Source organism: Lysinibacillus sphaericus (genome assembly GCF_001629735.1).
Lineage (GTDB): Bacteria > Bacillota > Bacilli > Bacillales_A > Planococcaceae > Lysinibacillus > Lysinibacillus pinottii.
The window spans coordinates 2,813,133-2,836,375 of the sequence record NZ_CP015224.1 but is presented as its reverse complement, the minus strand read 5'-3'; the positions used below and the strand labels follow the sequence as shown (position 1 = coordinate 2,836,375).

Sequence of the window (23,243 nt, the reverse complement as noted above, 5' to 3'; positions counted from 1 at the left end):
GAGGCTGACAACGAAATGTGAAGTGTATGGAAAGCTGATAGGTTAAGTTATTAAGGGCGCACGGCGAATGCCTTGGCACTAGGAGCCGAAGAAGGACGGCACTAACACCGATATGCTTCGGGGAGCTGTAAGTGAGCTTTGATCCGGAGATTTCCGAATGGGGGAACCCACTACGTTTAATCGCGTAGTATCTTGACGTGAATACATAGCGTCTTGAAGGCAGACCCAGGGAACTGAAACATCTAAGTACCTGGAGGAAGAGAAAGAAAAATCGATTCCCTGAGTAGCGGCGAGCGAAACGGGAAGAGCCCAAACCAAGAGGCTTGCCTCTTGGGGTTGTAGGACACTCAATACGGAGTTACAAAAGAACGAGTTAGATGAAGCGACTTGGAAAGGTCCGCCAGAGCAGGTAAAAGCCCTGTAGTCGAAAGTTCGTTCTCTCCTGAGTGGATCCTGAGTACGGCGGAACACGTGAAATTCCGTCGGAATCCGGGAGGACCATCTCCCAAGGCTAAATACTACCTAGTGACCGATAGTGAACCAGTACCGTGAGGGAAAGGTGAAAAGCACCCCGGAAGGGGAGTGAAAGAGATCCTGAAACCGTGTGCCTACAAGTAGTTAGAGCCCGTTAATGGGTGATAGCGTGCCTTTTGTAGAATGAACCGGCGAGTTACGATTACGTGCGAGGTTAAGCTTTAGAAGGCGGAGCCGCAGCGAAAGCGAGTCTGAATAGGGCGAAATAGTACGTGGTCGTAGACCCGAAACCAGGTGATCTACCCATGTCCAGGGTGAAGGTAAGGTAACACTTACTGGAGGCCCGAACCCACGCACGTTGAAAAGTGCGGGGATGAGGTGTGGGTAGCGGAGAAATTCCAATCGAACTTGGAGATAGCTGGTTCTCTCCGAAATAGCTTTAGGGCTAGCCTCGTGATGAGAATACTGGAGGTAGAGCACTGTTTGGACTAGGGGGCCATCCCGGTTTACCGAATTCAGACAAACTCCGAATGCCAGATATTTATACACGGGAGTCAGACTGCGAGTGATAAGATCCGTAGTCAAAAGGGAAACAGCCCAGACCACCAGCTAAGGTCCCAAAGTAATCGTTAAGTGGAAAAGGATGTGGCGTTGCACAGACAACCAGGATGTTGGCTTAGAAGCAGCCATCATTTAAAGAGTGCGTAATAGCTCACTGGTCGAGTGACGCTGCGCCGAAAATGTATCGGGGCTAAACGATTCACCGAAGCTGTGGATTGACATCTACGATGTCAGTGGTAGGAGAGCGTTCTAAGTGCGTTGAAGTCAGACCGGAAGGACTGGTGGAGCGCTTAGAAGTGAGAATGCCGGTATGAGTAGCGAAAGACGGGTGAGAATCCCGTCCACCGTATGACTAAGGTTTCCTGAGGAAGGCTCGTCCGCTCAGGGTTAGTCGGGACCTAAGCCGAGGCCGATAGGCGTAGGCGATGGACAACAGGTTGATATTCCTGTACCACCTCCTCACCGTTTGAGAAATGGGGGGACGCAGTAGGATAGGGTAAGCGCGCTGTTGGTTATGCGCGTCCAAGCAGTAAGGCGTGTGTGTAGGCAAATCCGCACACTGTAACGTTGAGCTGTGATGGCGAGTCCGTATGGACGAAGTTCCTGATTTCACACTGCCAAGAAAAGCCTCTATCGAGGTGAGAGGTGCCCGTACCGCAAACCGACACAGGTAGTCGAGGAGAGAATCCTAAGGTGTGCGAGAGAACTCTCGTTAAGGAACTCGGCAAAATGACCCCGTAACTTCGGGAGAAGGGGTGCTCTTGAGCGTGCAAGCGCATGAGAGCCGCAGTGAATAGGCCCAGGCGACTGTTTAGCAAAAACACAGGTCTCTGCAAAACCGTAAGGTGACGTATAGGGGCTGACGCCTGCCCGGTGCTGGAAGGTTAAGAGGAGTGGTTAGCGCAAGCGAAGCTGCGAATTGAAGCCCCAGTAAACGGCGGCCGTAACTATAACGGTCCTAAGGTAGCGAAATTCCTTGTCGGGTAAGTTCCGACCCGCACGAAAGGCGTAACGATCTGGGCACTGTCTCAACGAGAGACTCGGTGAAATTATAGTACCTGTGAAGATGCAGGTTACCCGCGACAGGACGGAAAGACCCCGTGGAGCTTTACTGTAGCCTGATATTGAATTTTGGTACAACTTGTACAGGATAGGTAGGAGCCAGAGATCTCGGAGCGCCAGCTTCGAAGGAGGCGTCGGTGGGATACTACCCTGGTTGTATTGAAATTCTAACCCATGCCCCTTAGCGGGGCAGGAGACAGTGTCAGGCGGACAGTTTGACTGGGGCGGTCGCCTCCTAAAAGGTAACGGAGGCGCCCAAAGGTTCCCTCAGAATGGTTGGAAATCATTCGTAGAGTGTAAAGGCACAAGGGAGCTTGACTGCGAGACCTACAAGTCGAGCAGGGTCGAAAGACGGGCTTAGTGATCCGGTGGTTCCGCATGGAAGGGCCATCGCTCAACGGATAAAAGCTACCCCGGGGATAACAGGCTTATCTCCCCCAAGAGTCCACATCGACGGGGAGGTTTGGCACCTCGATGTCGGCTCATCGCATCCTGGGGCTGTAGTCGGTCCCAAGGGTTGGGCTGTTCGCCCATTAAAGCGGTACGCGAGCTGGGTTCAGAACGTCGTGAGACAGTTCGGTCCCTATCCGTCGTGGGCGTAGGAAATTTGAGAGGAGCTGTCCTTAGTACGAGAGGACCGGGATGGACACACCGCTGGTGTACCAGTTGTCTTGCCAAAGGCATCGCTGGGTAGCTATGTGTGGACGGGATAAGTGCTGAAAGCATCTAAGCATGAAGCCCCCCTCAAGATGAGATTTCCCATTACGCAAGTAAGTAAGATCCCTCAAAGACGATGAGGTAGATAGGTTCGAGGTGGAAGTGTGGTGACACATGGAGCTGACGAATACTAATCGATCGAGGACTTAACCAAAAAGTTTGAAGCATTCAATGAACCGTTTATCCAGTTTTGAAAGAATAATTTCTTTTATAAAGGGTTTCAAGATACGAGTAGTTCGAGGAAGCAATGGAGAGAGGGAAGGAGCGTACTCAAGTACGTGACTGACTGAACGACAGGAGCTGACGAAGAAATGCGATGTATATTGAAAGCCGAGCATAGTCTAGTGATGATGGCAAAGAGGTCACACCCGTTCCCATACCGAACACGGAAGTTAAGCTCTTTAGCGCCGATGGTAGTTGGGGGCTTCCCCCTGTGAGAGTAGGACGTCGCTAGGCATAATACCCAGGAGGATTAGCTCAGCTGGGAGAGCATCTGCCTTACAAGCAGAGGGTCGGCGGTTCGAGCCCGTCATCCTCCACCATTCGCCGGTTTAGCTCAGCAGGTAGAGCAACTGACTTGTAATCAGTAGGTCGTGGGTTCGATTCCTATAGCCGGCACCATTTTTTGAGCCATTAGCTCAGTTGGTAGAGCATCTGACTTTTAATCAGAGGGTCGAAGGTTCGAGTCCTTCATGGCTCACCATTTAAGTACCAACCATATTAAGCGGGTGTGGCGGAATTGGCAGACGCACTAGACTTAGGATCTAGCGCCGCAAGGCGTGGGGGTTCGACTCCCTTCACCCGCACCATTTTTCAATATGCCAGATAAAAAAACTTATGCACATGCGGAAGTAGTTCAGTGGTAGAACACCACCTTGCCAAGGTGGGGGTCGCGAGTTCGAACCTCGTCTTCCGCTCCAAATGTGCCGGGGTGGCGGAACTGGCAGACGCACAGGACTTAAAATCCTGCGGTAGGTGACTACCGTACCGGTTCGATTCCGGTCCTCGGCACCATTTTATATGCGCCCGTAGCTCAATTGGATAGAGCGTCTGACTACGGATCAGAAGGTTATGGGTTCGACTCCTGTCGGGCGCGCCATAAGAACAACGGGAAGTAGCTCAGCTTGGTAGAGCACTTGGTTTGGGACCAAGGGGTCGCAGGTTCGAATCCTGTCTTCCCGACCATTTCCAAAAAATATTATGGGGCCTTAGCTCAGCTGGGAGAGCGCCTGCCTTGCACGCAGGAGGTCAGCGGTTCGATCCCGCTAGGCTCCACCATAGTAAAATAACCAGTATAAAGATCCTGGCGGCGTAGCTCAGCTGGCTAGAGCGTACGGTTCATACCCGTAAGGTCGGGGGTTCGATCCCCTCTGCCGCCATCTTAAAGGACCTTTAGCTCAGTTGGTTAGAGCAGACGGCTCATAACCGTCCGGTCGCAGGTTCGAGTCCTGCAAGGTCCACCATTTATATATTGTTACGGAGGTATACCCAAGTCTGGCTGAAGGGATCGGTCTTGAAAACCGACAGGCGGGTAACACCGCGCGGGGGTTCGAATCCCTCTACCTCCTCCAGTTTCTATGAATGAATGGTGCTTTAAAAACTCGAAAAGACAATATGATTATCGCGGGGTGGAGCAGTGGTAGCTCGTCGGGCTCATAACCCGAAGGTCGTTGGTTCAAATCCGGCCCCCGCAACCAAATGGTCCCGTGGTGTAGCGGTTAACATGCCTGCCTGTCACGCAGGAGATCGCCGGTTCGATCCCGGTCGGGACCGCCATTATTTATTGATAGACGTGATAAGCAAAGAGTGAGCAAGCTTAGCATGGACGAAATGGGTCAGTAGCTCAGTTGGTAGAGCATTAGATTGAAGCTCTAAGTGTCGGCGGTTCGATTCCGTCCTGACCCACCATTTATGCGGGTGTAGTTTAATGGTAAAACCTCAGCCTTCCAAGCTGATGTCGTGAGTTCGATTCTCATCACCCGCTCCAAGGGCCTATAGCTCAGCTGGTTAGAGCGCACGCCTGATAAGCGTGAGGTCGATGGTTCGAGTCCATTTAGGCCCATTATTATTCCGAAGTAGCTCAGTTGGTAGTAGCACCTGACTGTTAATCAGGTTGTCGCAGGTTCGAGTCCTGCCTTCGGAGCCATTTTTTTATGGGGAAGTACTCAAGAGGCTGAAGAGGCGCCCCTGCTAAGGGTGTAGGTCGGGTAACCGGCGCGAGGGTTCAAATCCCTCCTTCTCCGCCATCGGCCCGTTGGTCAAGTGGTTAAGACACCGCCCTTTCACGGCGGTAACACGGGTTCGAATCCCGTACGGGTCATATAAAAAACAGTAGATGCACTAGCGTCTACTGTTTTTTTATAGAAAAATAATGTTAGATAATCGATTTACTCTTGATTCATTGCATGTTCATCCATATAAACTACTTCCCAAATATGTCCATCTAAATCTTGAAAACCCCAGCCATACATAAATCCATGATCTTGTGGATCACTATAAGGTTTTCCCCCGGAGGCAAGTGCCTTATTTACTAGCTGATCTACTTGCTCGCGATTATCTGCAGATAGACATAAAATTGCTTCTGCAGAAACAGTAGTATCCGTAATTTTCTTGTTAGTAAATCCTTTGAAACGATCTTCGACCATTAGTAAAGCAAAAATATTCTCACTAATAATCATTGAGGCAGTCGTTTCGTCACTGAATTGTTGATTGAACTCAAAACCTAACTTCTGAAAAAACGACGTGGATTTGTTTAAATTTTTTACTGGTAAATTAATGAAAATATTTTTTGATTGAAAAGACATTTCTTATCACCTCCAAATCGACATTATCATAAAGAATAAATTGCTGTCAATTTCAGGAGGTAACCTGGATACTTAATTCTATACAAGTAAAAAGCAGAAATATTGTTATTTTACAACATCAACATCTCTGCTTTAATATCCTGATTTATCTTCTTGCTAACATTCTTTCCAGCGAACTAAGAGCTTCCTTGCTAGTATGATCATCAACTTGTATACGGTTATGCGGTTGACCGTGATCAATACTTTCAAGGCACCACAGCAAATGGGGAAGATCAATGCGATTCATCGTTAAGCAAGGACAAAAGTTTTCATTTAAAGAGATAATTTGCTTATCTGGATGCTGCTTTATAATACGATTGACCAGATTCATTTCTGTCCCTATTGCCCATGCAGACCCACTAGGTGCTTGATTAATTGTATCAATAATGTACTTAGTTGAGCCAGCATCATCAGCCGCGTCTACAACCTCTCGACTACATTCAGGATGAACAATAATTCTCATGGATGGATATTCCTTACGAACAGTCTCCGTATGTTGAACTGTAAACCCTTCATGCACAGAGCAATGCCCCTTCCATAGAATAACTTGGATGTTTTCAATAGGTTGTTTAGTCTCAAGTATATTCTTATGTGGATTCCAAACCGCCATATTTTCGAGCGGAACACCTAAGTCATAAGCAGTATTTCTTCCTAAATGTTGGTCAGGTAAAAAGAAGATACGCTGTTTTTGTGTAAATGCCCACTGAACAAGCTCCTTAGCATTAGATGATGTTACACAAGCACCACCATGTCTTCCTGTAAAGGCTTTAATAGCTGCTGTTGAATTAACATAGGTAAGTGGGGTGATCGTATCGCCAAAGAGCTGCTGCAAAATTGGCCATGCTTGTTCAGTTTGATAGATATCTGCCATATCAGCCATCGAACAACCTGCACGCATATCTGGTAAATATACATGTTGCCGTTTTGATGTTAGCATATCAGCAGTTTCAGCCATAAAATGCACGCCACAAAATACAATGTGCTCTGCCTCTTTGTTTGCGGCAGATAACTGAGCCAGCTGTAGGGAATCTCCTGTTGCATCAGCAAATTGTATAACTTCATCTTTTTGATAGTGATGTCCCGGAATAAAAAGCTTGGATCCTAATTTTTTTTTGATTGATAAAATACGTGATTCCATTTCCGTTATCGATAATGCACGATAATGCTCAGGAAGTAACGTCGTCTGTTGTAATAAGCTAGTGATGGACAATGGAATGGCCTCCTTTCATTTGGACGAGGGCGCTAATGTCAAAGGCTTTGACTGAATGGGTTAGAGTACCAAGTGAAATCCATTGTACACCGGCTTGAGCATAGGCCCTTATATTTTCAAGTGTAATGCCTCCTGATGCTTCAGTCGTTATAGAAGAAGGAACAGCAGGCAGCCATGCACGTATTTCCTCAGGACTTCGATTATCAAACATTATAATATCTGCTCCAGCTAAAATGGCTTCATCTAGCTGTTTTTTCGTTTCAATTTCTACTTCAATTTTAACGGTATGACCAACTTTCTCTCTAGCAGCCTGAATGGCTTTTGTGATGCTACCAGCAAAAGCAATATGATTATCCTTTAGCATGATTGCATCATATAGACCATTGCGATGGTTAAAAGCACCACCAGTTCTAACAGCATATTTATCAAGCATACGCAAACCCGGTATTGTTTTACGCGTATCACATATTTTTGTGTTCGTTCCTGCAATTTCCTGGACGGCTAGGTGAGCAGCCGTAGCTATCGCAGACATACGTTGTATAAGATTTAAAATCACACGTTCTCCCATTAGTAATTTTTGTAAGGGACCATCTATAATGGCAATGACATCACCAACCTCTATGGATTCTCCATCTTTTTTAGGAAGGTTGACTTCTATAGACCGATCTAATAAGAGGAAGCCGTGCTCAATAATAGATGCCCCACAAAAAATGCCACTTTCTTTGGCATAAAATGAAAAGGTTCCTTGCTGTTTAGGAGAAAAAATATATTCACTCGATAAATCCCCATCACCTATATCCTCATTAAAAAATTGCTTGAGCATTTCCTCGAGTTTGATGATATTCATACAATGAATTCCTCACTTTCATTTGTCCTTGCGAAAAAATTATCCATCGATTTGCCCATTGTGCTTCCATTTTGGGGTTATCGCTACGAATGTGTGCTCCACGTGTTTCAGTTCTTGTAATGGCTGCATGGGTTATTAGTGTGGCGACAACATGCATCATATATAGTTCCAGCTCAATCTGTTGCAAACCCTTTAAATTTGCATGGAGAAGTGCGTGTATAGAGGGTAATTGCTGGAGGGAATATTGCAAGTCGTCACCGTTTCTAACGATGCCTAAGTACTGCATCATGTGTTGTTGTAATTGTTGTTTGCTAAATAATAACGGCATTGAATCGACATTTTTATCGTTAGCAAGTAAGAAATCTTTTTGGCTACAGCCTTGTTGAATAATGAAATATGCCATTCTTTGACCAAAAGTAATTCCTTCCAATAGGGAGTTACTGGCTAAACGATTAGCGCCATGGACCCCCGTACAGGCCACTTCGCCGATAGCATACAAGTTGGCTATAGTGGTCCTTCCTTTGTCATCAGCAATAATACCGCCCATTAAAAAATGACTTCCTGGTGAAACGGGAATCAGGCCTTCTTGTAAGTCAACATGGTTATTACGGCAAAGCTGTGTGATTGATGGAAATTTAACATCAAAATTTTGGATAGAGGAAATATCAAGGAATGTTTCCTCACCAGCAGCCCGTTTCTTAAATAATGCGAGCGCTGTAATATGTCTTGGTGCTAAGTCTAGTTGTGCATGTATGCCCTTCATAATTGGACGACGTTGTGCATCGACAAAGATACCGCCAGCACCACGTACTGCTTCAGAAATCAATCCTTTTGCCTCATTTTCACACCAAAGTAGGCTTGGATGAAACTGTATAAATTCCATATCACTAATTGCAGCGCCTGCTCGAAAGGCTAAAGCAATACCATCACCAGTATTTGTTGGATCATTAGATGTACTTGAATAAAGTGCTCCAGCACCACCTGTCGCTAAAATAACATGATGAGCAAAGTAGCGTTTAGTGCCTTCTCTTCCTTTTGTGAGTACACCTATACAGTCACCATTTTTATTCAGTAAAAGCTCATAGGCCATTTCATAGCAATTTATCTTCGTGTTAGGTGAAAGTTTATGAAGCAAGTAATCTATGAAAATTTGACCAGTACGATCACCACCTGCATGTAGAATACGATGATGACTATGTGCACCCTCTAGACCTAGAGCAGGAGCTCCATTGTTATGCCGATCAATAGGAAAACCAGCTTTAAGGTAATTGCGCATTATTTTTGTGCCTTCTTCTATGAGTGTTTGAACATGTCTACTTTCATGATGAAACTCTCCAGCCTTCAATGTATCCGCAACATGGCAATCAATATGGTCCTCCTCACTTATCACAGCAGCAATGCCACCCTGGGCACGATAAGAACTACTTGTATGGACGGATGATTTTGTAACTATTTGTATTTTAAAATGTTCTTCAAGCAATAGAGCAGCCTGAAGTGCTGCAATACCACTGCCAATTATCAGGACGTCTGTCTTTACATCCATAGTTATACCTTCTTTACAGTTGTCTTGACAATTATCTTTACATAAAATAAAAAAGAAAACAAGACCTGTTGAACGAGAGAGGAAGAATACGATGATCTACATGGATTACGCAGCAACATCACCAATGACGAAAAAAGCGCTTGAAGCATATGTAGAGGTGGCACAGCGTTATTATGGAAATAGCTCAAGCCTCCATGATTTAGGAGGGCAAGCTCATTATTTTATCCAGCAGTCAAGAGAGATTATAGCCCATGAGCTCGGTGTCAATAGTGATGGTGTTATCTTTACTGGAAGTGGAACAGAAGGAAATATTATGGCCATTTTGTCATTAGCATTAGCCTCTAAAAAAGGGAGGCATATTATTTCATCACAAGCTGAACATACGTCTGTACATGCGGCCATGAATACATTGGAGAAAATGGGCTTTGAAGTGACAAAATTACCGTTGCAAAAGGATGGCTGTATTGACTCAGAGCAACTTCTACATGCTATTCGCAAAGATACAGCATTAATTTCTATTCAACATGTAAATTCAGAAATTGGCTCTATTCAACCTGTGGAAAAAATAATTGAGGCAGCCAAAGAATCCGCTGTTTACTGTCATATAGATTGTGTGCAATCCTTTGGAAAATTAACTATACCAAGAGGGGGAGACGCCATGACAATCTCTGCACATAAAATAGGAGGACCTAAAGGATGTGGTGCAGTTTATATAAACCCTGCAATCCGTGTTCCAGCACTAACGCCAGGCGTAACTCATGAGAGAGGACTAAGAGGGGGGACTTTAGATACACCTTCAATTGTTTCCTTTGCAGCAGCGGTTGAAAATAATAATTATGAAAGACAGCATTACGAGGAATTAAGAAGATATTTTAAAAGTCGCCTACCTAAAACAGGCCAACTAATAGAGTGTAAGCAGCAATTGCCGAATATTTGTGGTGTTATGATGAGTAAAGTGGAGGGGCAGTATGTATTATTAAAATTAAACGAGGCAGGGATTAGTATATCAACAGGAAGTGCGTGTGATATTCATAGCGAATCCGGAACAAAAGCCATTTTATCGATGAATTATTCAATCGAAGCGGCTCGCCGATTCTTTAGAATATCTTTCGGAGATTCAACAACATTTAAAGAAATTGATAGATTGACTAGGGAACTTGCTACTATTTAGTAGCAAGTTTTAAGTTAGATAATAAGCTGAAAATATATAGATGAAAAATAATTGTTTTCTTTTGAAACAACTATTGCTATAATATTTTGCAGGGCAATATTTTCTCTTACTTAACAAAAATATCTTTTAAAAGTAATAATTTCTTTTTTTTATAAAAAAGTATTGCACAATATGAGAAAACGTTATACAATAATTCTTGTCTTGAAGGACAGGTAAACAACTTCAAAACAAGATACATAATAAAACAGTCTAGTGATGATGGCAAAGAGGTCACACCCGTTCCCATACCGAACACGGAAGTTAAGCTCTTTAGCGCCGATGGTAGTTGGGGGCTTCCCCCTGTGAGAGTAGGACGTCGCTAGGCATAATACCCAGGAGGATTAGCTCAGCTGGGAGAGCATCTGCCTTACAAGCAGAGGGTCGGCGGTTCGAGCCCGTCATCCTCCACCATTCGCCGGTTTAGCTCAGCAGGTAGAGCAACTGACTTGTAATCAGTAGGTCGTGGGTTCGATTCCTATAGCCGGCACCATTTTTTGAGCCATTAGCTCAGTTGGTAGAGCATCTGACTTTTAATCAGAGGGTCGAAGGTTCGAGTCCTTCATGGCTCACCATTTAAGTACCAACCATATTAAGCGGGTGTGGCGGAATTGGCAGACGCACTAGACTTAGGATCTAGCGCCGCAAGGCGTGGGGGTTCGACTCCCTTCACCCGCACCATTTTTCTATATGCCAGATAAAAAAACTTATGCACATGCGGAAGTAGTTCAGTGGTAGAACACCACCTTGCCAAGGTGGGGGTCGCGAGTTCGAACCTCGTCTTCCGCTCCAAATGTGCCGGGGTGGCGGAACTGGCAGACGCACAGGACTTAAAATCCTGCGGTAGGTGACTACCGTACCGGTTCGATTCCGGTCCTCGGCACCATTTTATATGCGCCCGTAGCTCAATTGGATAGAGCGTCTGACTACGGATCAGAAGGTTATGGGTTCGACTCCTGTCGGGCGCGCCATAAGAACAACGGGAAGTAGCTCAGCTTGGTAGAGCACTTGGTTTGGGACCAAGGGGTCGCAGGTTCGAATCCTGTCTTCCCGACCATTTCCAAAAAATATTATGGGGCCTTAGCTCAGCTGGGAGAGCGCCTGCCTTGCACGCAGGAGGTCAGCGGTTCGATCCCGCTAGGCTCCACCATAGTAAAATAACCAGTATAAAGATCCTGGCGGCGTAGCTCAGCTGGCTAGAGCGTACGGTTCATACCCGTAAGGTCGGGGGTTCGATCCCCTCTGCCGCCATCTTAAAGGACCTTTAGCTCAGTTGGTTAGAGCAGACGGCTCATAACCGTCCGGTCGCAGGTTCGAGTCCTGCAAGGTCCACCATTTATATATTGTTACGGAGGTATACCCAAGTCTGGCTGAAGGGATCGGTCTTGAAAACCGACAGGCGGGTAACACCGCGCGGGGGTTCGAATCCCTCTACCTCCTCCAGTTTCTATGAATGAATGGTGCTTTAAAAACTCGAAAAGACAATATGATTATCGCGGGGTGGAGCAGTGGTAGCTCGTCGGGCTCATAACCCGAAGGTCGTTGGTTCAAATCCGGCCCCCGCAACCAAATGGTCCCGTGGTGTAGCGGTTAACATGCCTGCCTGTCACGCAGGAGATCGCCGGTTCGATCCCGGTCGGGACCGCCATTATTTATTGATAGACGTGATAAGCAAAGAGTGAGCAAGCTTAGCATGGACGAAATGGGTCAGTAGCTCAGTTGGTAGAGCATTAGATTGAAGCTCTAAGTGTCGGCGGTTCGATTCCGTCCTGACCCACCATTTATGCGGGTGTAGTTTAATGGTAAAACCTCAGCCTTCCAAGCTGATGTCGTGGGTTCGATTCCCATCACCCGCTCCAAGGGCCTATAGCTCAGCTGGTTAGAGCGCACGCCTGATAAGCGTGAGGTCGATGGTTCGAGTCCATTTAGGCCCACCAATATTCCGAAGTAGCTCAGTTGGTAGTAGCACCTGACTGTTAATCAGGTTGTCGCAGGTTCGAGTCCTGCCTTCGGAGCCATTTTTTATGGGGAAGTACTCAAGAGGCTGAAGAGGCGCCCCTGCTAAGGGTGTAGGTCGGGTAACCGGCGCGAGGGTTCAAATCCCTCCTTCTCCGCCATCGGCCCGTTGGTCAAGTGGTTAAGACACCGCCCTTTCACGGCGGTAACACGGGTTCGAATCCCGTACGGGTCATACTAAGTGCAGTAGATGAATTTACATCTACTGCACTTTTTTTATGAACTGAAAAGCTAGAAAACTTAGCAGTAGAGGTAGGGAAAGAAGTAATCCCCCAAATGGATGGGAATGTTATTTTCTTCTTCACATACATGCCAATAGGTGATGATTCAGCATTAGCAACTGAACAAGAGTGGACAGAGATCCTCTTTGGAAAAACCTTTCTGCTGTACAAAAAGGCAATGCACATAAAGTAGATGATGTCATTTGGAGTACAGCTGGAGGAATTTTAGCTGCTGCTATTATGCTAGATCAAGTAGAAGAAATCTTTGCGAAATAATTAATGGATAAGCTATACATTCATGGAAATAAGGTGAGTGTATAGTTTTTTTATTTCCTACGTTAGATAGTAAGAGCATTTTGTATTTTTTAGAGAGATAGACTAAGATGTGGAGAGAGGGGGAGAGATATGAGAGAAAAATTAAAATGGATTCCTAATCAACATGATGTAGGCCAAGATAATGACGGACAAATAACAGCCTTACTTTCGAATTTTACACTTGAACAAGTAAAGAAAGTTAGTCAATTCCAACGTACATATGAGAAGTTTGAAAAGACACCACTCCATCATTTAGCATCATTAGCTTCTTATTTAGATGTAGAAAAAATCTGGATAAAAGATGAATCGTTTCGATTTGGTTTGAATGCCTTTAAAGTACTAGGAGGCGTTTATGCTATCGCACAATATGTTGCCAATCTGCTCAATAAAGATATTGAAGATCTTTCATTTGAACAATTAAAGTCATCCAAAATAAAAGATCAGTTGGGAGAGTTAACCTTTATTTCAACAACAGATGGGAACCATGGTCGTGGGGTAGCTTGGGCAGCTCGAGAGCTAGGTTTTCAAGCACGAATCTATATGCCTGCTGGTAGCGCCAAGGAACGATTACAAAACATTATAAATGAGGGAGCCCATGCTGAAATTACGGCAATGAATTATGATGATACGGTTCGTTATACTTCACACCTTGCTAAAGAACATGGTTGGGTTTTAATTCAGGATACAATGTGGGATGGCTATGAGGAAATCCCATTATGGATTATGCAGGGCTATACAACTCTAATACAAGAGGTTGTTGAAGAGATAGAACAAGCTCCAACCCATGTGTTTTTACAAGCCGGAGTAGGGTCTTTTGCAGCAGCAGTCGTTGCCTTTTTAAGACAATACTATGAGCATGAAATTACTATTGTTTTAGTAGAGCCACATGTAGCTAATTGTTATTATGAAAGCTTTAAAGCAGGAACCAATGAATTTATAACTGTTGGTGGCGACATGCAAACGATAATGGCAGGGCTTGCGTGCGGCGAACCGAATCCTCAGGCATGGCAACTGTTAAATGCCTATACGAAAGTAAGCATTAGTTGCGGGGAAGAAGTAGCAGCAACAGGAATGCGTATCCTTGGTAATCCATTGAACACAGATACACGCATTGTAGCAGGAGAATCGGGAGCAGCTCCATTTGGTTGTTTTTATGAAATCATGACAAATAATCGTTATAGACAATTAAAAGATACGTTACAGTTAAATAGCGCTTCGAGAGTATTATTAATTAATACAGAGGGTGACACGGATAAAGAAAATTATCGACAAATAGTGTGGCATGGAAAATATCAATAGTAATTTAGACGAAAGCCATCGAGAAGTTCACTCTCGATGGCTTTCATTGTAAAAAAAGATGATATTAGTGAATTTTAATAGTGGCAATTTTATAAGCACCGTATTCATCTGTGATCACAGTATACGTCTTATACCGATCGTAAAATTGATAATTACCTTGGGCATCATAGAAATCAAAGGTTTCATTCATATCCACATAGTATTGGCCGTTCGAATATTGTACATCAAGTACTTCATTGTTTGTAAAATAGAAGTAGTTGCCTTGATACGCAATCTCATTAATATATTTTTCTAGTTCTTTATAAGCAGAACTACTAGGCGCAAGCATATCGGCAATCCAATAAAAATCCCCCTCATTAAGAGCCATTTCATAGTATAGGCGGAATGCTTGTACGAATTGACCTGCTAACAAATTGTCCGTTTCATTAGTAATATCTGATTTACTAACAGGTTGTTGATTATTTTCGTATAGATTAGCAACAGAAAGAACCTCATTTGCAGAAAGAGGCTGAGCAATCCAACCATCAAATTGATCTACCATACTGTAAAGAGGGATAGAGAAGGCGAAGTGTGTACTTGTTTCGGTTGTGTAAAGTAGTGAGTTAATGCCAATTACATTTCCTGTATTAACATCCACCAATGGCCCCCCACTACTACCTTTATCAATTTGAGCATCGACCTGATATATTTGTTTGTATATAAAATTTTCAAGTTTCATATCACGTTTATTACCTGTTATATAGCCAATGGAAGCTGAATTTTCAAAGCCTTGTGGACTTCCGAAAGCAATGACCTCTAAGCCAATAGGTGATTCTGTTGTTTCAATTCCTAATGGGGGTTTGTCTTGATAGTTAGGAACATGTATTAAAGCTATATCATAACGATTAGATATACCGACTACAGTACCAGGTGATTCTTGACCCACAGAGTTACGAACCATTACTTCGACTGCACCTTGCACAACATGCGCATTAGTAATAACATACCCTCCTTTTTTATAGAGGAAGCCTGAACCTTGCGCATTGTTCGTTAGGATGGTGAATACCTTTTGCTGAATTTCCTTTATAAGAGTAACGCGATCAACCTGCTGTGCATGAGCCTCTTGCTTTTTCGTCAGTTCCTCAGAGGAAACTTGTTGTATCTGTGTCTCTAAATTCTGATTGCCGTTTATTTCTGAGTAAGTGGCTGAATTTTTATTTGAGAAAAAGTCCCAGTACGCATAGCCTAGCCCACCAATTGCAATGAAACAGACGGACAATACAATAATGGCCCATGCTGGGACACCTTGTTTTGATGATGAATTAGTCAATTTAGTACCACAACCTGAGCAAAATTTACTGTCATTTAGATTTTCATGCTGACAATTCGGACATTTCATCCTATTACCCTCCTGTGAAATATTTACTATTTGTATCGGTTAAAAATTATAGATTTATAGGTAGTTATGGAATTGTATGAATGGAGAGGATGATTTTAGGGGGGGGAAATAATTTTAATTTGCCTATTGACCTTAACGTTGCGTCAAAGTTTACAGTAGCATTAATGGAGGTGAAAACATGGAATATACAATTCAAGAGCTTGCCCAATTGTCTGGGGTAAGTACGAGAACTCTGCGCTATTACGATGAAATTGGACTACTGAAGCCAGCAAGAACCAATGAGGCAGGTTATCGATTTTACGGTCAAGTGGAAGTTGATCTGCTACAGCAGATTTTATTTTACCGAGCGTTGGATATGAAGCTAGCAACTATTCAGGATATTATTCAAGCTCCTCATTTTCAACATTTCAAGGCGCTAAAGTCACATAGAGCTGCTCTGCTTAAACGAAAAGAACAGCTTGAGACGATCTTACAGACGGTAGAAAAAACGATACTATCAATTGAGGGGGAAAAACCTATGTCAAATGAAGAAAAATTTAATGGATTTAAAGAAAAGTTAGTTGAGGATAACGAAAATAAGTATGGTCAAGAAATCCGTGCCAAATATGGAGACAAAACAGTAGATGCTTCGAATGCTAAGCTTATGAATATGACAGAGGAACAGTTTCAGGCAATGCAGCAATTGGAGCAGCAAATGTTTGAGCGTTTAACAGAAGCAATAGGGGGGGGAGGCGCAACAAATGAAATTGCGATGGAAGTTGCGGAGCTCCATAAACGATGGCTGAGCTTTACATGGAAAGAATATTCTAAAGAGGCACATGTAGGACTCGCTCAAATGTATATTGCGGATGAACGGTTCACCGCTTATTACGACGAGCGTAGTGTAGTGGGAGCTGCGCAGTATTTACATGATGCAATCGTAGCGTATACGAATAAATAAAAATATAAATAAATAAACCTTCCTTATGCTGATGTTTTAGAAATAATAAATTAGGAAAAAATGAAAGCATAAGGAGGAGATTTTTTTGGATCAACAAGTTATGAAAAAATTAAAAAGGCAATTAGAGCAAGAATTACAAGAAATCGAAAAGCGAATAGATGAATCAGAGCGTCCCCAAGCGACAGAGCTATCTAATTATGATAATCATCCTGCTGATAATGCCAGTGATTTAACGGATCAGCTCACAGAAATGGCTATTGACGAGCATCGTGGTGACAATGCAGAGGAAATAAAAGAAGCTCTTCAAGCAATGGTAGACGGAACATATGGCAAATGTGCTGTCTGTGGTAAAGAGATTCCAATTGGACGTTTAGAGGCTATGCCGCAGGCTTTGACATGTGTCGAACATGCGGAAAAGAAAGAGGATAATTTACGACCAGTGGAAGAGGATGTGCTCTCTTCAACACCAAGATCGGATGATTTTATTGAGCTTGAAGAATTTGGCTCTTCTGATACACCACAGGACAAAAGTCAGTAAGTATTTTGCTTACCAAAGCAGTATAATAGCTGTAGAGGTGAGAAGATGAACATTATTGATTTACATTGTGATGCACTGTTGAAATTAACAACGCTTGAAGCGGCAAGTTTTGCAGAGGATGTACGTATGCATGTCAATCATAAAAGACTGCAATTAGGGCAAATAAAAGCACAGGTATTCGCCATCTTTATTGACCCTGAAATCCCACAAAATCAGCAATTTCTTGAAGTCATACGTCAAATGGAAGCATTTCATACTCATGTTTTACAAACAGAGGGCATGGTGCATATTACAGATTGGGCACAGTTAGAGCTATTAGCTCCCCATGAAATAGGAGCTATCTTAAGCTTAGAAGGCTGTGGTGCTATTGGCGAAGATTTAACAAAGCTAACTGCTGTACTTGATGCAGGCGTCAAATTAGTAGGTTTAACGTGGAATGAAGAAAATGCTGTTGCCCATGGAGCTGAGCAAGAGGCAAGTCTTGGATTGAAGCCATTTGGTAAAGAAGTCATTCAAATATTAAATGACCGTGATATAATAATTGACGTCTCCCATCTAAACGAACAAAGTTTTTGGGATGTGTTGCCATTAGCGAAGCATATTATTGCTAGTCATAGTAATGCACGAGCATTATGTGATCATCCTCGTAATTTAACAGATGCACAAGCGAAGGCTCTTGTAAAACATGGAGGGCATATCCATGTTGTTTATTTTCCACTCTTTATTAGTGAACAAGATGCAACGCTGGAACAATTGGTTGATCATGTGGAGCATTTAGCCCACTTAGTAGGTGTGGAGCATATAGGGTTAGGATCAGATTTTGATGGCATAGGTGTGACCGTAAAAGGATTAGCTCATGCGGGAGAGGCTCAAAATTTATTAGAGGCATTACGAACTCGCTTTTCAGCAGAAGAAGTACAAGGAATCGCTAGTCAGAATTTCAAACGCTATGTAAAAAAAGCAGCAACCCGTTAAGGCTGCCGCACTTTTTAAAAGAAATAATCAATTAATAAACCAATTCCTAATAGGAAGCCGAAGATTGTATTCGTTTGCGCTGTATATTTCATCGCAGGCATCACTTCTTTGGCTTCTTTTTTATCTCTGAATATTTGAATGGCACGTAATGGTTTAGGAATACTTAAGAAAATAATCAAAGCCCAAAAAGTAATGCCATCAATTGCAACAAGGGCGATTACCCATAGGTAGGATACAATAAAAAATCCTGATAGCACGGAGATTGCATTATCACGTCCTACTAAAATAGCCAGTGTTTTGCGTCCACCTTCTGTATCGCCAACAATATCACGAATATTATTGGATAGCATAATAGCACCAACTAAAATCATACTTGGAACGGAAAGTAAAACGGCATCAAGTGTTACTGTAAGCGTTTGAATATAGAAAGCAATCAAAACGATTCCCATTCCCATTACTGCCCCAGAAACTATTTCGCCAAAAGGTGAATAGGCTATTGGGTATGGACCACCTGTATATAAGAAACCAATTAGCATACAAACTAGTCCAACAGCAGCTAACCACCAAGATGTTGAGGCACATATGTAAATGCCAAGTAGCATGGCAATAGCATAGAAGCTTAGCGCAATCATCATGATCGTTTTTGGTTGTACACCATGACGGACAATCGTACCGCCAATTCCGACAGAATGCTCGTTATCTAATCCTAATTTGTAATCATAATATTCATTGAACATATTCGTTGCTGCTTGAATAAGCATACTTGCAATGAGCATAGCAAAAAATAGTCCAAAATCAATTGTTTCTTTTTCAATTGCTAGTGCAATTGCTGTTCCTAGGAATACTGGAACAAATGAAGCGGTTAAAGTATGTGGACGTGTTAAATGCCACCAAACTTTAATACCCCTATCAGCTTCAATGACTTTGGTCATAAGGTCTTTCTCTCCTTCAAATGTTGTCGACTCTTCTTATTTTAAACGAAGATTGAGAAAATGGGTAGGTTCACAGCTTATTACATACTGTAAAATGAAAAAAAGTGATACAATAGAACATGCATTTATGAACTGAAAATAAAAATAGGGTGAATAGCAACAGTACGAATGACACGGTTGCCAGCCCCAAAAATGATGTAATTTTCGCCATCATTGATTATGTACATTGCAACAACGGAGGTAATTTTCATGCAACAGAAGTGGTACCAAGCCACAGAAGTAGAAGTGGACTCTTTGGGCCAAAGCCTTCATTTTTATATGGAAACAATGGAAGTGAGTCACCTGTCTGCATTAGCGTTTTATACAGCAGGTGAAGAGTGCTATAAAGGTGAACGATTTTATTGGCAAAATAGAGAAAAAACAATGACTTTAGTTGGGCTAGGACATGCCCATACCATTCAAAATAATAAAAAAAATGAACGTTTTGATGCTGTAGAAGCTGAATGGAAAAATTTAACGAAAAATTGTCTGAAAGGACAACGTGAGCTCCAACCTATTTTGTTCGGGGGCTTTACATTTGATCCACAGAATAATGTTGCTGGGGAATGGACGGGTTTTCCAGAGGCTTATTTTGCATTAGCAACATTTCAGCTTGTTATACGGGATGAAAAGGCATATGTGAGTATTCATCTTCTGACACAGGATCAGGATGGTGAGGCTCAGTTTGAGGCATTAAGAAAAGAGCGAGATTATTTAGTTCATGCAGCACAGGTTAAAGAAGTGAAAACGTATTCAAAGCCTGAAATATCAAGCTACTTTGAGCCTTATAAAGAGCCTTATTTAGCTTCTATAGACCAAGTGACAGCTTTAATTAAGCAAAAGAAAGCGGATAAGGTTGTTATTGCACGATCACTTGCACTGCAATTTAAAGAGCAAGTAACTGCTCCACAAGTGTTATCACAAATTATCCATGAACAACCAGAAAGTTATTTGTTCGGCTTAGAGCATGAACATCTTTTGTTCTTCGGAGCATCGCCTGAGCGTCTTGTAAAAGTGGAGGATGGTCGAGCCTTTTCTTCATGTGTTGCCGGTTCAATTAAGCGAGGAAAAACAGCAGAAGAAGATGAAGCTTATGGACAAAGCTTGTTACACGATCCAAAAAACGGAGGAGAACACCAATATGTTGTCGATATGATAGCAGACACATTCCGAAAAAATTGTGTGGATATAAACCTTCCTGAAAGTCCTCGTCTATTAAAAATACGAGATATTCAGCATTTATATACACCTATTGAAGGACAACTAAATAAGGATGCTACAATATTACAACTCACTAAAACTTTACATCCCACCCCAGCATTAGGTGGTGTACCACGTATGGAAGCGTTGGCAGCTATACGTAAGTATGAACCGATGAATCGAGGCTTGTATGCTGCGCCAATCGGCTGGTTGGATGCAGAGGGAAACGGTGAATTTGCAGTCGCGATACGGTCAGCGGCATTGCTTCACGATAAAGCTTATTTATATGCTGGTGGTGGTATTGTAGCGGATTCAGAGCCACAATCTGAATATGATGAAACATTAGTGAAATTCCGTCCAATGCTTCGTGCGCTAGGGGGACAATTACATGAGTGAACGAAAAAATTTAACAGATTATGTATATAAAATGGTTGCGTCATTAGTACAAGTAGGAGTAGAAAATGTTGTTGTTAGCCCAGGCTCGCGTTCAACACCTCTTGCCTACGCCGTCGCTTCTACAAAACAAATAAAAATGTATCGTCAAGTAGATGAGCGCTCAGCTGCTTTCTTTGCTTTAGGGCTTGCGAAAGCTACTGCTAAGCCTGTTGTCCTCTTATGTACGTCTGGTACAGCGGCAGCAAACTACTTTCCAGCAATTGTTGAGGCTAGCTATGCCCGTGTGCCACTGATTATCATTACGGCTGATCGACCACATGAATTACGTGAGGTAGGCGCACCACAGACCATTAATCAGCCTCATCTATATGGTTCACATGTGAAATGGAGTGTTGATTTTCCATTAGCAGATGGTGCTGCTCCCACATTGCCTTTTATCGAACGTCATATAGCGCGGGCAGTGGCAATTGCAACAAGTGCACCTTTTGGGCCAGTGCATTTGAATGTTCCATTCCGAGAGCCTTTATTAATTGATTTACAGGATGAATTGCCAACCATGACATTTAAACATAGCAGTATGGGACAATTAATCCCTACAACCTCTGCTATGCAGGAACTTTCCTCTATTTTAAATTCGACTAGAAAAGGCTTTATGATTGTTGGAGAATTAGCTCTTGGTACGGATCTAGCATTTCTCTGGGAATTTGTGCGTCAGTTGAAATGGCCAGTCATAGTGGAAAGCTTGTCAAATATGCGTGCAGCTGTACCAGAGGATTGCTTACCATATCTCGTGACTACCTATGATGCCATTATGAAGAGTGAGGATTTTAAGGCACTTGTTCAGCCAGATACAGTTTTACGAATAGGGGCACAGCCCGTTTCAAAATTCATTATGCAATTTATTACAAAAACACAGCCTAGTGCTTATGTAATTATTGATGAAGATCCTATGTTTAGAGATGCTACGGGCGTATCTACACATTTTATTCATGCAAATATCGATCAATGGTTAACACATCTAACCCTTACTAACACAGCATTTGAGGAATCATACTTAGCCGAATGGCAAAAAGCTAATCAGTTGGCTTCTACCTATATTGAACAGTATTCGGAAATAGAAAAAGATGAGGGAGCGATGGTCAGTCGTTTACTGAAAATGATTCCTGATGGTAGCGATATATTCGTTAGCAGTAGTATGCCAGTGCGTGATATTGATACATTTTTATTAGCAACACCAAAGGATATCCGTTTCTTTGCGAATCGCGGAACGAATGGGATTGATGGCGTAGTATCAACAGCATTAGGCTTCAGTCAAGGAAATGACCGAGAAACTTATTTATTGATTGGTGATTTAGCTTTTCTACATGATGTAAATGGGCTGATTGCTACTAGATACCAAGAATGTAACTTAACTATTCTTGTAATGAATAATGATGGTGGAGGAATTTTTTCTTATTTACCACAATCAACAGTAGAAGCTCATTATGAGGATCTGTTTGGCACACCGACTGCACTTGAATTCCAAGATATTGCCCATATGTATAATATGGATTATGTACGTGTAGATACAATAGCTGAATTATCAGGGAAGTTTTCATCAGTCAAAAAACGTCCTTTACGCTTAGTTGAAATATTTACAGATAGAGCGGAAAACGTTCAGGCTCATCGAGAGCTATGGAATCGTATTAACGCGGAGCTAAAAGCATGACGAGCTTAGTAATCCGAGGACTTGAAACCAATGTGGATATATGGAATGAAAACGGTATCCATACATTAGTTGCTTTGCATGGATTTACAGGGAGTACGGCTACATGGCACAATCTAGCACAAGCACTACCGAATGTCCGGGTTATTGCCATAGATTTAATTGGGCATGGGCAAACAGCTACTCCAGAGCAAATTAAGCGTTTTTCAATGGAGGAACAATTACAGGACTTAGAGGAACTGTTTTGTCAGCTCCATATTGAGAAATTTACATTGCTGGGCTATTCAATGGGGGGAAGAATTGCATTATCTTATGCCATTACGTTTCCAAATCGGATTCAAAAGCTCATTTTAGAAAGTGCTTCTCCTGGTTTACGAACAGTAGAGGAACGACGTGAACGTAGGGAGCGAGATGACATATTGGCACAAAAAATCATCACCAATGGATTAGTCTCTTTTGTGAATGCATGGGAGAATATACCGCTTTTTGCATCACAGCGTCATCTTTCTGAAACTGTGCAAAAGGCCATTCGGGCTGAAAGACTTTCACAAAAGGAAGAAGGTTTATCAGGGAGCTTAAAAGGTATCGGAACAGGAACCCAACCTTCCAATTGGCATCTCTTGGACCAGCTTGAAATACCTGTGCTACTAATTACAGGTTCATTAGATGAGAAATTTTGTAAAATTGCACTAGAAATGAAAGCGCTATTAAAAACTGTTAGGCATATGACAGTAATTGATGCTGGACATGCAATTCATGTGGAAAATCCCGCTGAGTTTGCTACAATAGTAGAGGAGTATATAACGTAATATTATTTTTACGTTA

At 42.7% G+C, this 23,243-nt stretch carries 14 protein-coding genes, 40 tRNA genes, 3 rRNA genes and 1 pseudogene; 52 read left to right on the top strand and 6 right to left on the bottom strand.

Translation table 11 applies throughout. The features are described from left to right. Positions 1–40 precede the first annotated feature (40 nt). From A2J09_RS13955 to A2J09_RS13850, 22 genes are all read left to right on the top strand, one after another. Positions 41–2,968 (top strand): 23S ribosomal RNA (locus A2J09_RS13955). 186 nt (positions 2,969–3,154) lie between these two features. Continuing rightward, positions 3,155–3,270 (top strand): 5S ribosomal RNA (rrf, locus tag A2J09_RS13950). A gap of 10 nt (positions 3,271–3,280) precedes the next feature. Then, positions 3,281–3,356, top strand: a tRNA-Val gene (locus A2J09_RS13945). A 3-nt stretch (positions 3,357–3,359) separates the two neighbouring features. After that, positions 3,360–3,435, top strand: a tRNA-Thr gene (locus A2J09_RS13940). 6 nt (positions 3,436–3,441) lie between these two features. Next, a tRNA-Lys gene (locus A2J09_RS13935) sits at positions 3,442–3,517 on the top strand. A 21-nt stretch (positions 3,518–3,538) separates the two neighbouring features. Beyond that, positions 3,539–3,623 (top strand) — tRNA-Leu (locus A2J09_RS13930). Between the two features lie 36 nt (positions 3,624–3,659). Beyond that, positions 3,660–3,734: transfer RNA gene (locus A2J09_RS13925), tRNA-Gly, on the top strand. Positions 3,735–3,739: 5 nt separating this feature from the next. Next, a tRNA-Leu gene (locus A2J09_RS13920) sits at positions 3,740–3,828 on the top strand. 8 nt (positions 3,829–3,836) lie between these two features. Then, positions 3,837–3,913 (top strand) — tRNA-Arg (locus A2J09_RS13915). A gap of 9 nt (positions 3,914–3,922) precedes the next feature. Further along, a tRNA-Pro gene (locus A2J09_RS13910) sits at positions 3,923–3,999 on the top strand. A 17-nt stretch (positions 4,000–4,016) separates the two neighbouring features. Next, positions 4,017–4,092 (top strand) — tRNA-Ala (locus A2J09_RS13905). Between the two features lie 27 nt (positions 4,093–4,119). Further along, a tRNA-Met gene (locus A2J09_RS13900) sits at positions 4,120–4,193 on the top strand. Between the two features lie 7 nt (positions 4,194–4,200). Next, positions 4,201–4,277: transfer RNA gene (locus A2J09_RS13895), tRNA-Ile, on the top strand. 15 nt (positions 4,278–4,292) lie between these two features. Then, positions 4,293–4,385 (top strand) — tRNA-Ser (locus tag A2J09_RS13890). Between the two features lie 51 nt (positions 4,386–4,436). After that, a tRNA-Met gene (locus tag A2J09_RS13885) sits at positions 4,437–4,511 on the top strand. Positions 4,512–4,514: 3 nt separating this feature from the next. Then, positions 4,515–4,590 (top strand) — tRNA-Asp (locus tag A2J09_RS13880). A gap of 56 nt (positions 4,591–4,646) precedes the next feature. Further along, positions 4,647–4,722: transfer RNA gene (locus tag A2J09_RS13875), tRNA-Phe, on the top strand. Between the two features lie 5 nt (positions 4,723–4,727). Next, a tRNA-Gly gene (locus A2J09_RS13870) sits at positions 4,728–4,801 on the top strand. A 1-nt stretch (position 4,802) separates the two neighbouring features. Further along, a tRNA-Ile gene (locus A2J09_RS13865) sits at positions 4,803–4,876 on the top strand. A gap of 7 nt (positions 4,877–4,883) precedes the next feature. After that, positions 4,884–4,960, top strand: a tRNA-Asn gene (locus A2J09_RS13860). 9 nt (positions 4,961–4,969) lie between these two features. Continuing rightward, positions 4,970–5,060: transfer RNA gene (locus tag A2J09_RS13855), tRNA-Ser, on the top strand. 2 nt (positions 5,061–5,062) lie between these two features. Beyond that, positions 5,063–5,134: transfer RNA gene (locus A2J09_RS13850), tRNA-Glu, on the top strand. 67 nt (positions 5,135–5,201) lie between these two features. On the opposite strand, the gene A2J09_RS13845 is transcribed toward A2J09_RS13850, so the two are convergent. From A2J09_RS13845 to nadB, 4 genes are all read right to left on the bottom strand, one after another. Further along, positions 5,202–5,618, bottom strand: coding sequence for a VOC family protein (locus A2J09_RS13845; RefSeq protein ID WP_031416472.1), 417 nt, complete (start codon positions 5,616–5,618; stop codon positions 5,202–5,204). Between the two features lie 145 nt (positions 5,619–5,763). Next, the gene (nadA, locus tag A2J09_RS13840; RefSeq protein ID WP_012295778.1) at positions 5,764–6,867 is read right to left on the bottom strand and encodes a quinolinate synthase NadA; all 1,104 of its coding nucleotides are present in this window, start codon (positions 6,865–6,867) and stop codon (positions 5,764–5,766) included. Then, positions 6,854–7,714 carry a carboxylating nicotinate-nucleotide diphosphorylase gene (nadC, locus tag A2J09_RS13835; RefSeq protein ID WP_012295777.1) on the bottom strand — a complete coding sequence of 287 codons (861 nt, stop codon included), beginning with the start codon at positions 7,712–7,714 and terminating at the stop codon, positions 6,854–6,856. Before nadC ends, nadA begins: the two co-directional genes overlap by 14 nt. After that, a complete protein-coding gene (nadB, locus tag A2J09_RS13830) occupies positions 7,671–9,257 on the bottom strand; it encodes an L-aspartate oxidase (RefSeq protein WP_012295776.1) in 1,587 nt (528 codons plus the stop codon). The genes nadC and nadB overlap by 44 nt, the downstream gene beginning before the upstream one ends. A gap of 100 nt (positions 9,258–9,357) precedes the next feature. Here nadB and A2J09_RS13825 point away from each other — a divergent pair, with 100 nt between their 5' ends. The 24 genes and pseudogenes from A2J09_RS13825 to A2J09_RS13710 all read left to right on the top strand — a co-directional run bounded on the left by A2J09_RS13825 (position 9,358) and on the right by A2J09_RS13710 (position 14,315). Then, positions 9,358–10,428: a cysteine desulfurase family protein gene (locus A2J09_RS13825; RefSeq protein WP_012295775.1), complete on the top strand. Its 1,071-nt coding sequence runs from the start codon at positions 9,358–9,360 to the stop codon at positions 10,426–10,428. A gap of 248 nt (positions 10,429–10,676) precedes the next feature. Continuing rightward, positions 10,677–10,792: ribosomal RNA gene (rrf, locus tag A2J09_RS13820) — 5S ribosomal RNA — on the top strand. A gap of 10 nt (positions 10,793–10,802) precedes the next feature. Further along, positions 10,803–10,878, top strand: a tRNA-Val gene (locus A2J09_RS13815). Between the two features lie 3 nt (positions 10,879–10,881). Then, a tRNA-Thr gene (locus tag A2J09_RS13810) sits at positions 10,882–10,957 on the top strand. A 6-nt stretch (positions 10,958–10,963) separates the two neighbouring features. Further along, a tRNA-Lys gene (locus tag A2J09_RS13805) sits at positions 10,964–11,039 on the top strand. A gap of 21 nt (positions 11,040–11,060) precedes the next feature. Further along, positions 11,061–11,145, top strand: a tRNA-Leu gene (locus tag A2J09_RS13800). A 36-nt stretch (positions 11,146–11,181) separates the two neighbouring features. Next, positions 11,182–11,256 (top strand) — tRNA-Gly (locus tag A2J09_RS13795). Positions 11,257–11,261: 5 nt separating this feature from the next. After that, a tRNA-Leu gene (locus tag A2J09_RS13790) sits at positions 11,262–11,350 on the top strand. Between the two features lie 8 nt (positions 11,351–11,358). Further along, positions 11,359–11,435: transfer RNA gene (locus A2J09_RS13785), tRNA-Arg, on the top strand. A gap of 9 nt (positions 11,436–11,444) precedes the next feature. Then, positions 11,445–11,521, top strand: a tRNA-Pro gene (locus A2J09_RS13780). A 17-nt stretch (positions 11,522–11,538) separates the two neighbouring features. Continuing rightward, positions 11,539–11,614 (top strand) — tRNA-Ala (locus tag A2J09_RS13775). A gap of 27 nt (positions 11,615–11,641) precedes the next feature. Next, a tRNA-Met gene (locus tag A2J09_RS13770) sits at positions 11,642–11,715 on the top strand. 7 nt (positions 11,716–11,722) lie between these two features. Beyond that, positions 11,723–11,799 (top strand) — tRNA-Ile (locus A2J09_RS13765). Positions 11,800–11,814: 15 nt separating this feature from the next. Further along, positions 11,815–11,907, top strand: a tRNA-Ser gene (locus A2J09_RS13760). A gap of 51 nt (positions 11,908–11,958) precedes the next feature. Further along, a tRNA-Met gene (locus tag A2J09_RS13755) sits at positions 11,959–12,033 on the top strand. Positions 12,034–12,036: 3 nt separating this feature from the next. After that, positions 12,037–12,112 (top strand) — tRNA-Asp (locus A2J09_RS13750). A gap of 56 nt (positions 12,113–12,168) precedes the next feature. After that, positions 12,169–12,244 (top strand) — tRNA-Phe (locus tag A2J09_RS13745). 5 nt (positions 12,245–12,249) lie between these two features. Then, a tRNA-Gly gene (locus A2J09_RS13740) sits at positions 12,250–12,323 on the top strand. 1 nt (position 12,324) lies between these two features. Continuing rightward, positions 12,325–12,401 (top strand) — tRNA-Ile (locus A2J09_RS13735). 4 nt (positions 12,402–12,405) lie between these two features. Then, positions 12,406–12,482: transfer RNA gene (locus tag A2J09_RS13730), tRNA-Asn, on the top strand. A gap of 8 nt (positions 12,483–12,490) precedes the next feature. Beyond that, positions 12,491–12,581, top strand: a tRNA-Ser gene (locus A2J09_RS13725). Between the two features lie 2 nt (positions 12,582–12,583). Continuing rightward, positions 12,584–12,655, top strand: a tRNA-Glu gene (locus A2J09_RS13720). A 53-nt stretch (positions 12,656–12,708) separates the two neighbouring features. Beyond that, positions 12,709–12,977, top strand: a pseudogene (locus A2J09_RS13715) (iron siderophore-binding protein); the annotation flags it as partial. Between the two features lie 129 nt (positions 12,978–13,106). Continuing rightward, complete coding sequence (locus A2J09_RS13710) at positions 13,107–14,315, top strand: diaminopropionate ammonia-lyase (RefSeq protein WP_012295773.1); 1,209 nt, start codon at positions 13,107–13,109, stop codon at positions 14,313–14,315. A 64-nt stretch (positions 14,316–14,379) separates the two neighbouring features. Here A2J09_RS13710 and A2J09_RS13705 read toward each other — a convergent pair whose 3' ends face one another. Continuing rightward, positions 14,380–15,693, bottom strand: coding sequence for a trypsin-like peptidase domain-containing protein (locus A2J09_RS13705; protein ID WP_012295772.1), 1,314 nt, complete (start codon positions 15,691–15,693; stop codon positions 14,380–14,382). 178 nt (positions 15,694–15,871) lie between these two features. Here A2J09_RS13705 and A2J09_RS13700 point away from each other — a divergent pair, with 178 nt between their 5' ends. The 3 genes from A2J09_RS13700 (at position 15,872) to A2J09_RS13690 (ending at position 18,146) form a co-directional block, all read left to right on the top strand. Continuing rightward, on the top strand, positions 15,872–16,633 hold the full coding sequence (locus tag A2J09_RS13700; protein ID WP_012295771.1) for a MerR family transcriptional regulator: 762 nt from the start codon (positions 15,872–15,874) through the stop codon (positions 16,631–16,633). Positions 16,634–16,718: 85 nt separating this feature from the next. Beyond that, positions 16,719–17,171, top strand: a complete 453-nt coding sequence (locus A2J09_RS13695; RefSeq protein WP_012295770.1) for a TraR/DksA C4-type zinc finger protein — start codon at positions 16,719–16,721, stop codon at positions 17,169–17,171. A 45-nt stretch (positions 17,172–17,216) separates the two neighbouring features. Next, a complete protein-coding gene (locus A2J09_RS13690) occupies positions 17,217–18,146 on the top strand; it encodes a dipeptidase (RefSeq protein WP_012295769.1) in 930 nt (309 codons plus the stop codon). Positions 18,147–18,160: 14 nt separating this feature from the next. Here A2J09_RS13690 and A2J09_RS13685 read toward each other — a convergent pair whose 3' ends face one another. Next, positions 18,161–19,078, bottom strand: coding sequence for a 1,4-dihydroxy-2-naphthoate polyprenyltransferase (locus tag A2J09_RS13685; protein ID WP_012295768.1), 918 nt, complete (start codon positions 19,076–19,078; stop codon positions 18,161–18,163). A 249-nt stretch (positions 19,079–19,327) separates the two neighbouring features. Here A2J09_RS13685 and A2J09_RS13680 point away from each other — a divergent pair, with 249 nt between their 5' ends. From A2J09_RS13680 to menH, 3 genes are read left to right on the top strand one after another with little or no spacing between them, the layout of a single operon-like run. After that, positions 19,328–20,713: an isochorismate synthase gene (locus A2J09_RS13680; protein ID WP_031416459.1), complete on the top strand. Its 1,386-nt coding sequence runs from the start codon at positions 19,328–19,330 to the stop codon at positions 20,711–20,713. Further along, entirely contained in the window at positions 20,706–22,421 is a 1,716-nt protein-coding gene (menD, locus tag A2J09_RS13675) for a 2-succinyl-5-enolpyruvyl-6-hydroxy-3-cyclohexene-1-carboxylic-acid synthase (RefSeq protein WP_012295764.1), read from the top strand. The genes A2J09_RS13680 and menD overlap by 8 nt, the downstream gene beginning before the upstream one ends. Next, a complete protein-coding gene (menH, locus tag A2J09_RS13670) occupies positions 22,418–23,227 on the top strand; it encodes a 2-succinyl-6-hydroxy-2,4-cyclohexadiene-1-carboxylate synthase (protein WP_012295763.1) in 810 nt (269 codons plus the stop codon). Before menD ends, menH begins: the two co-directional genes overlap by 4 nt. Positions 23,228–23,243: the final 16 nt, after the last annotated feature.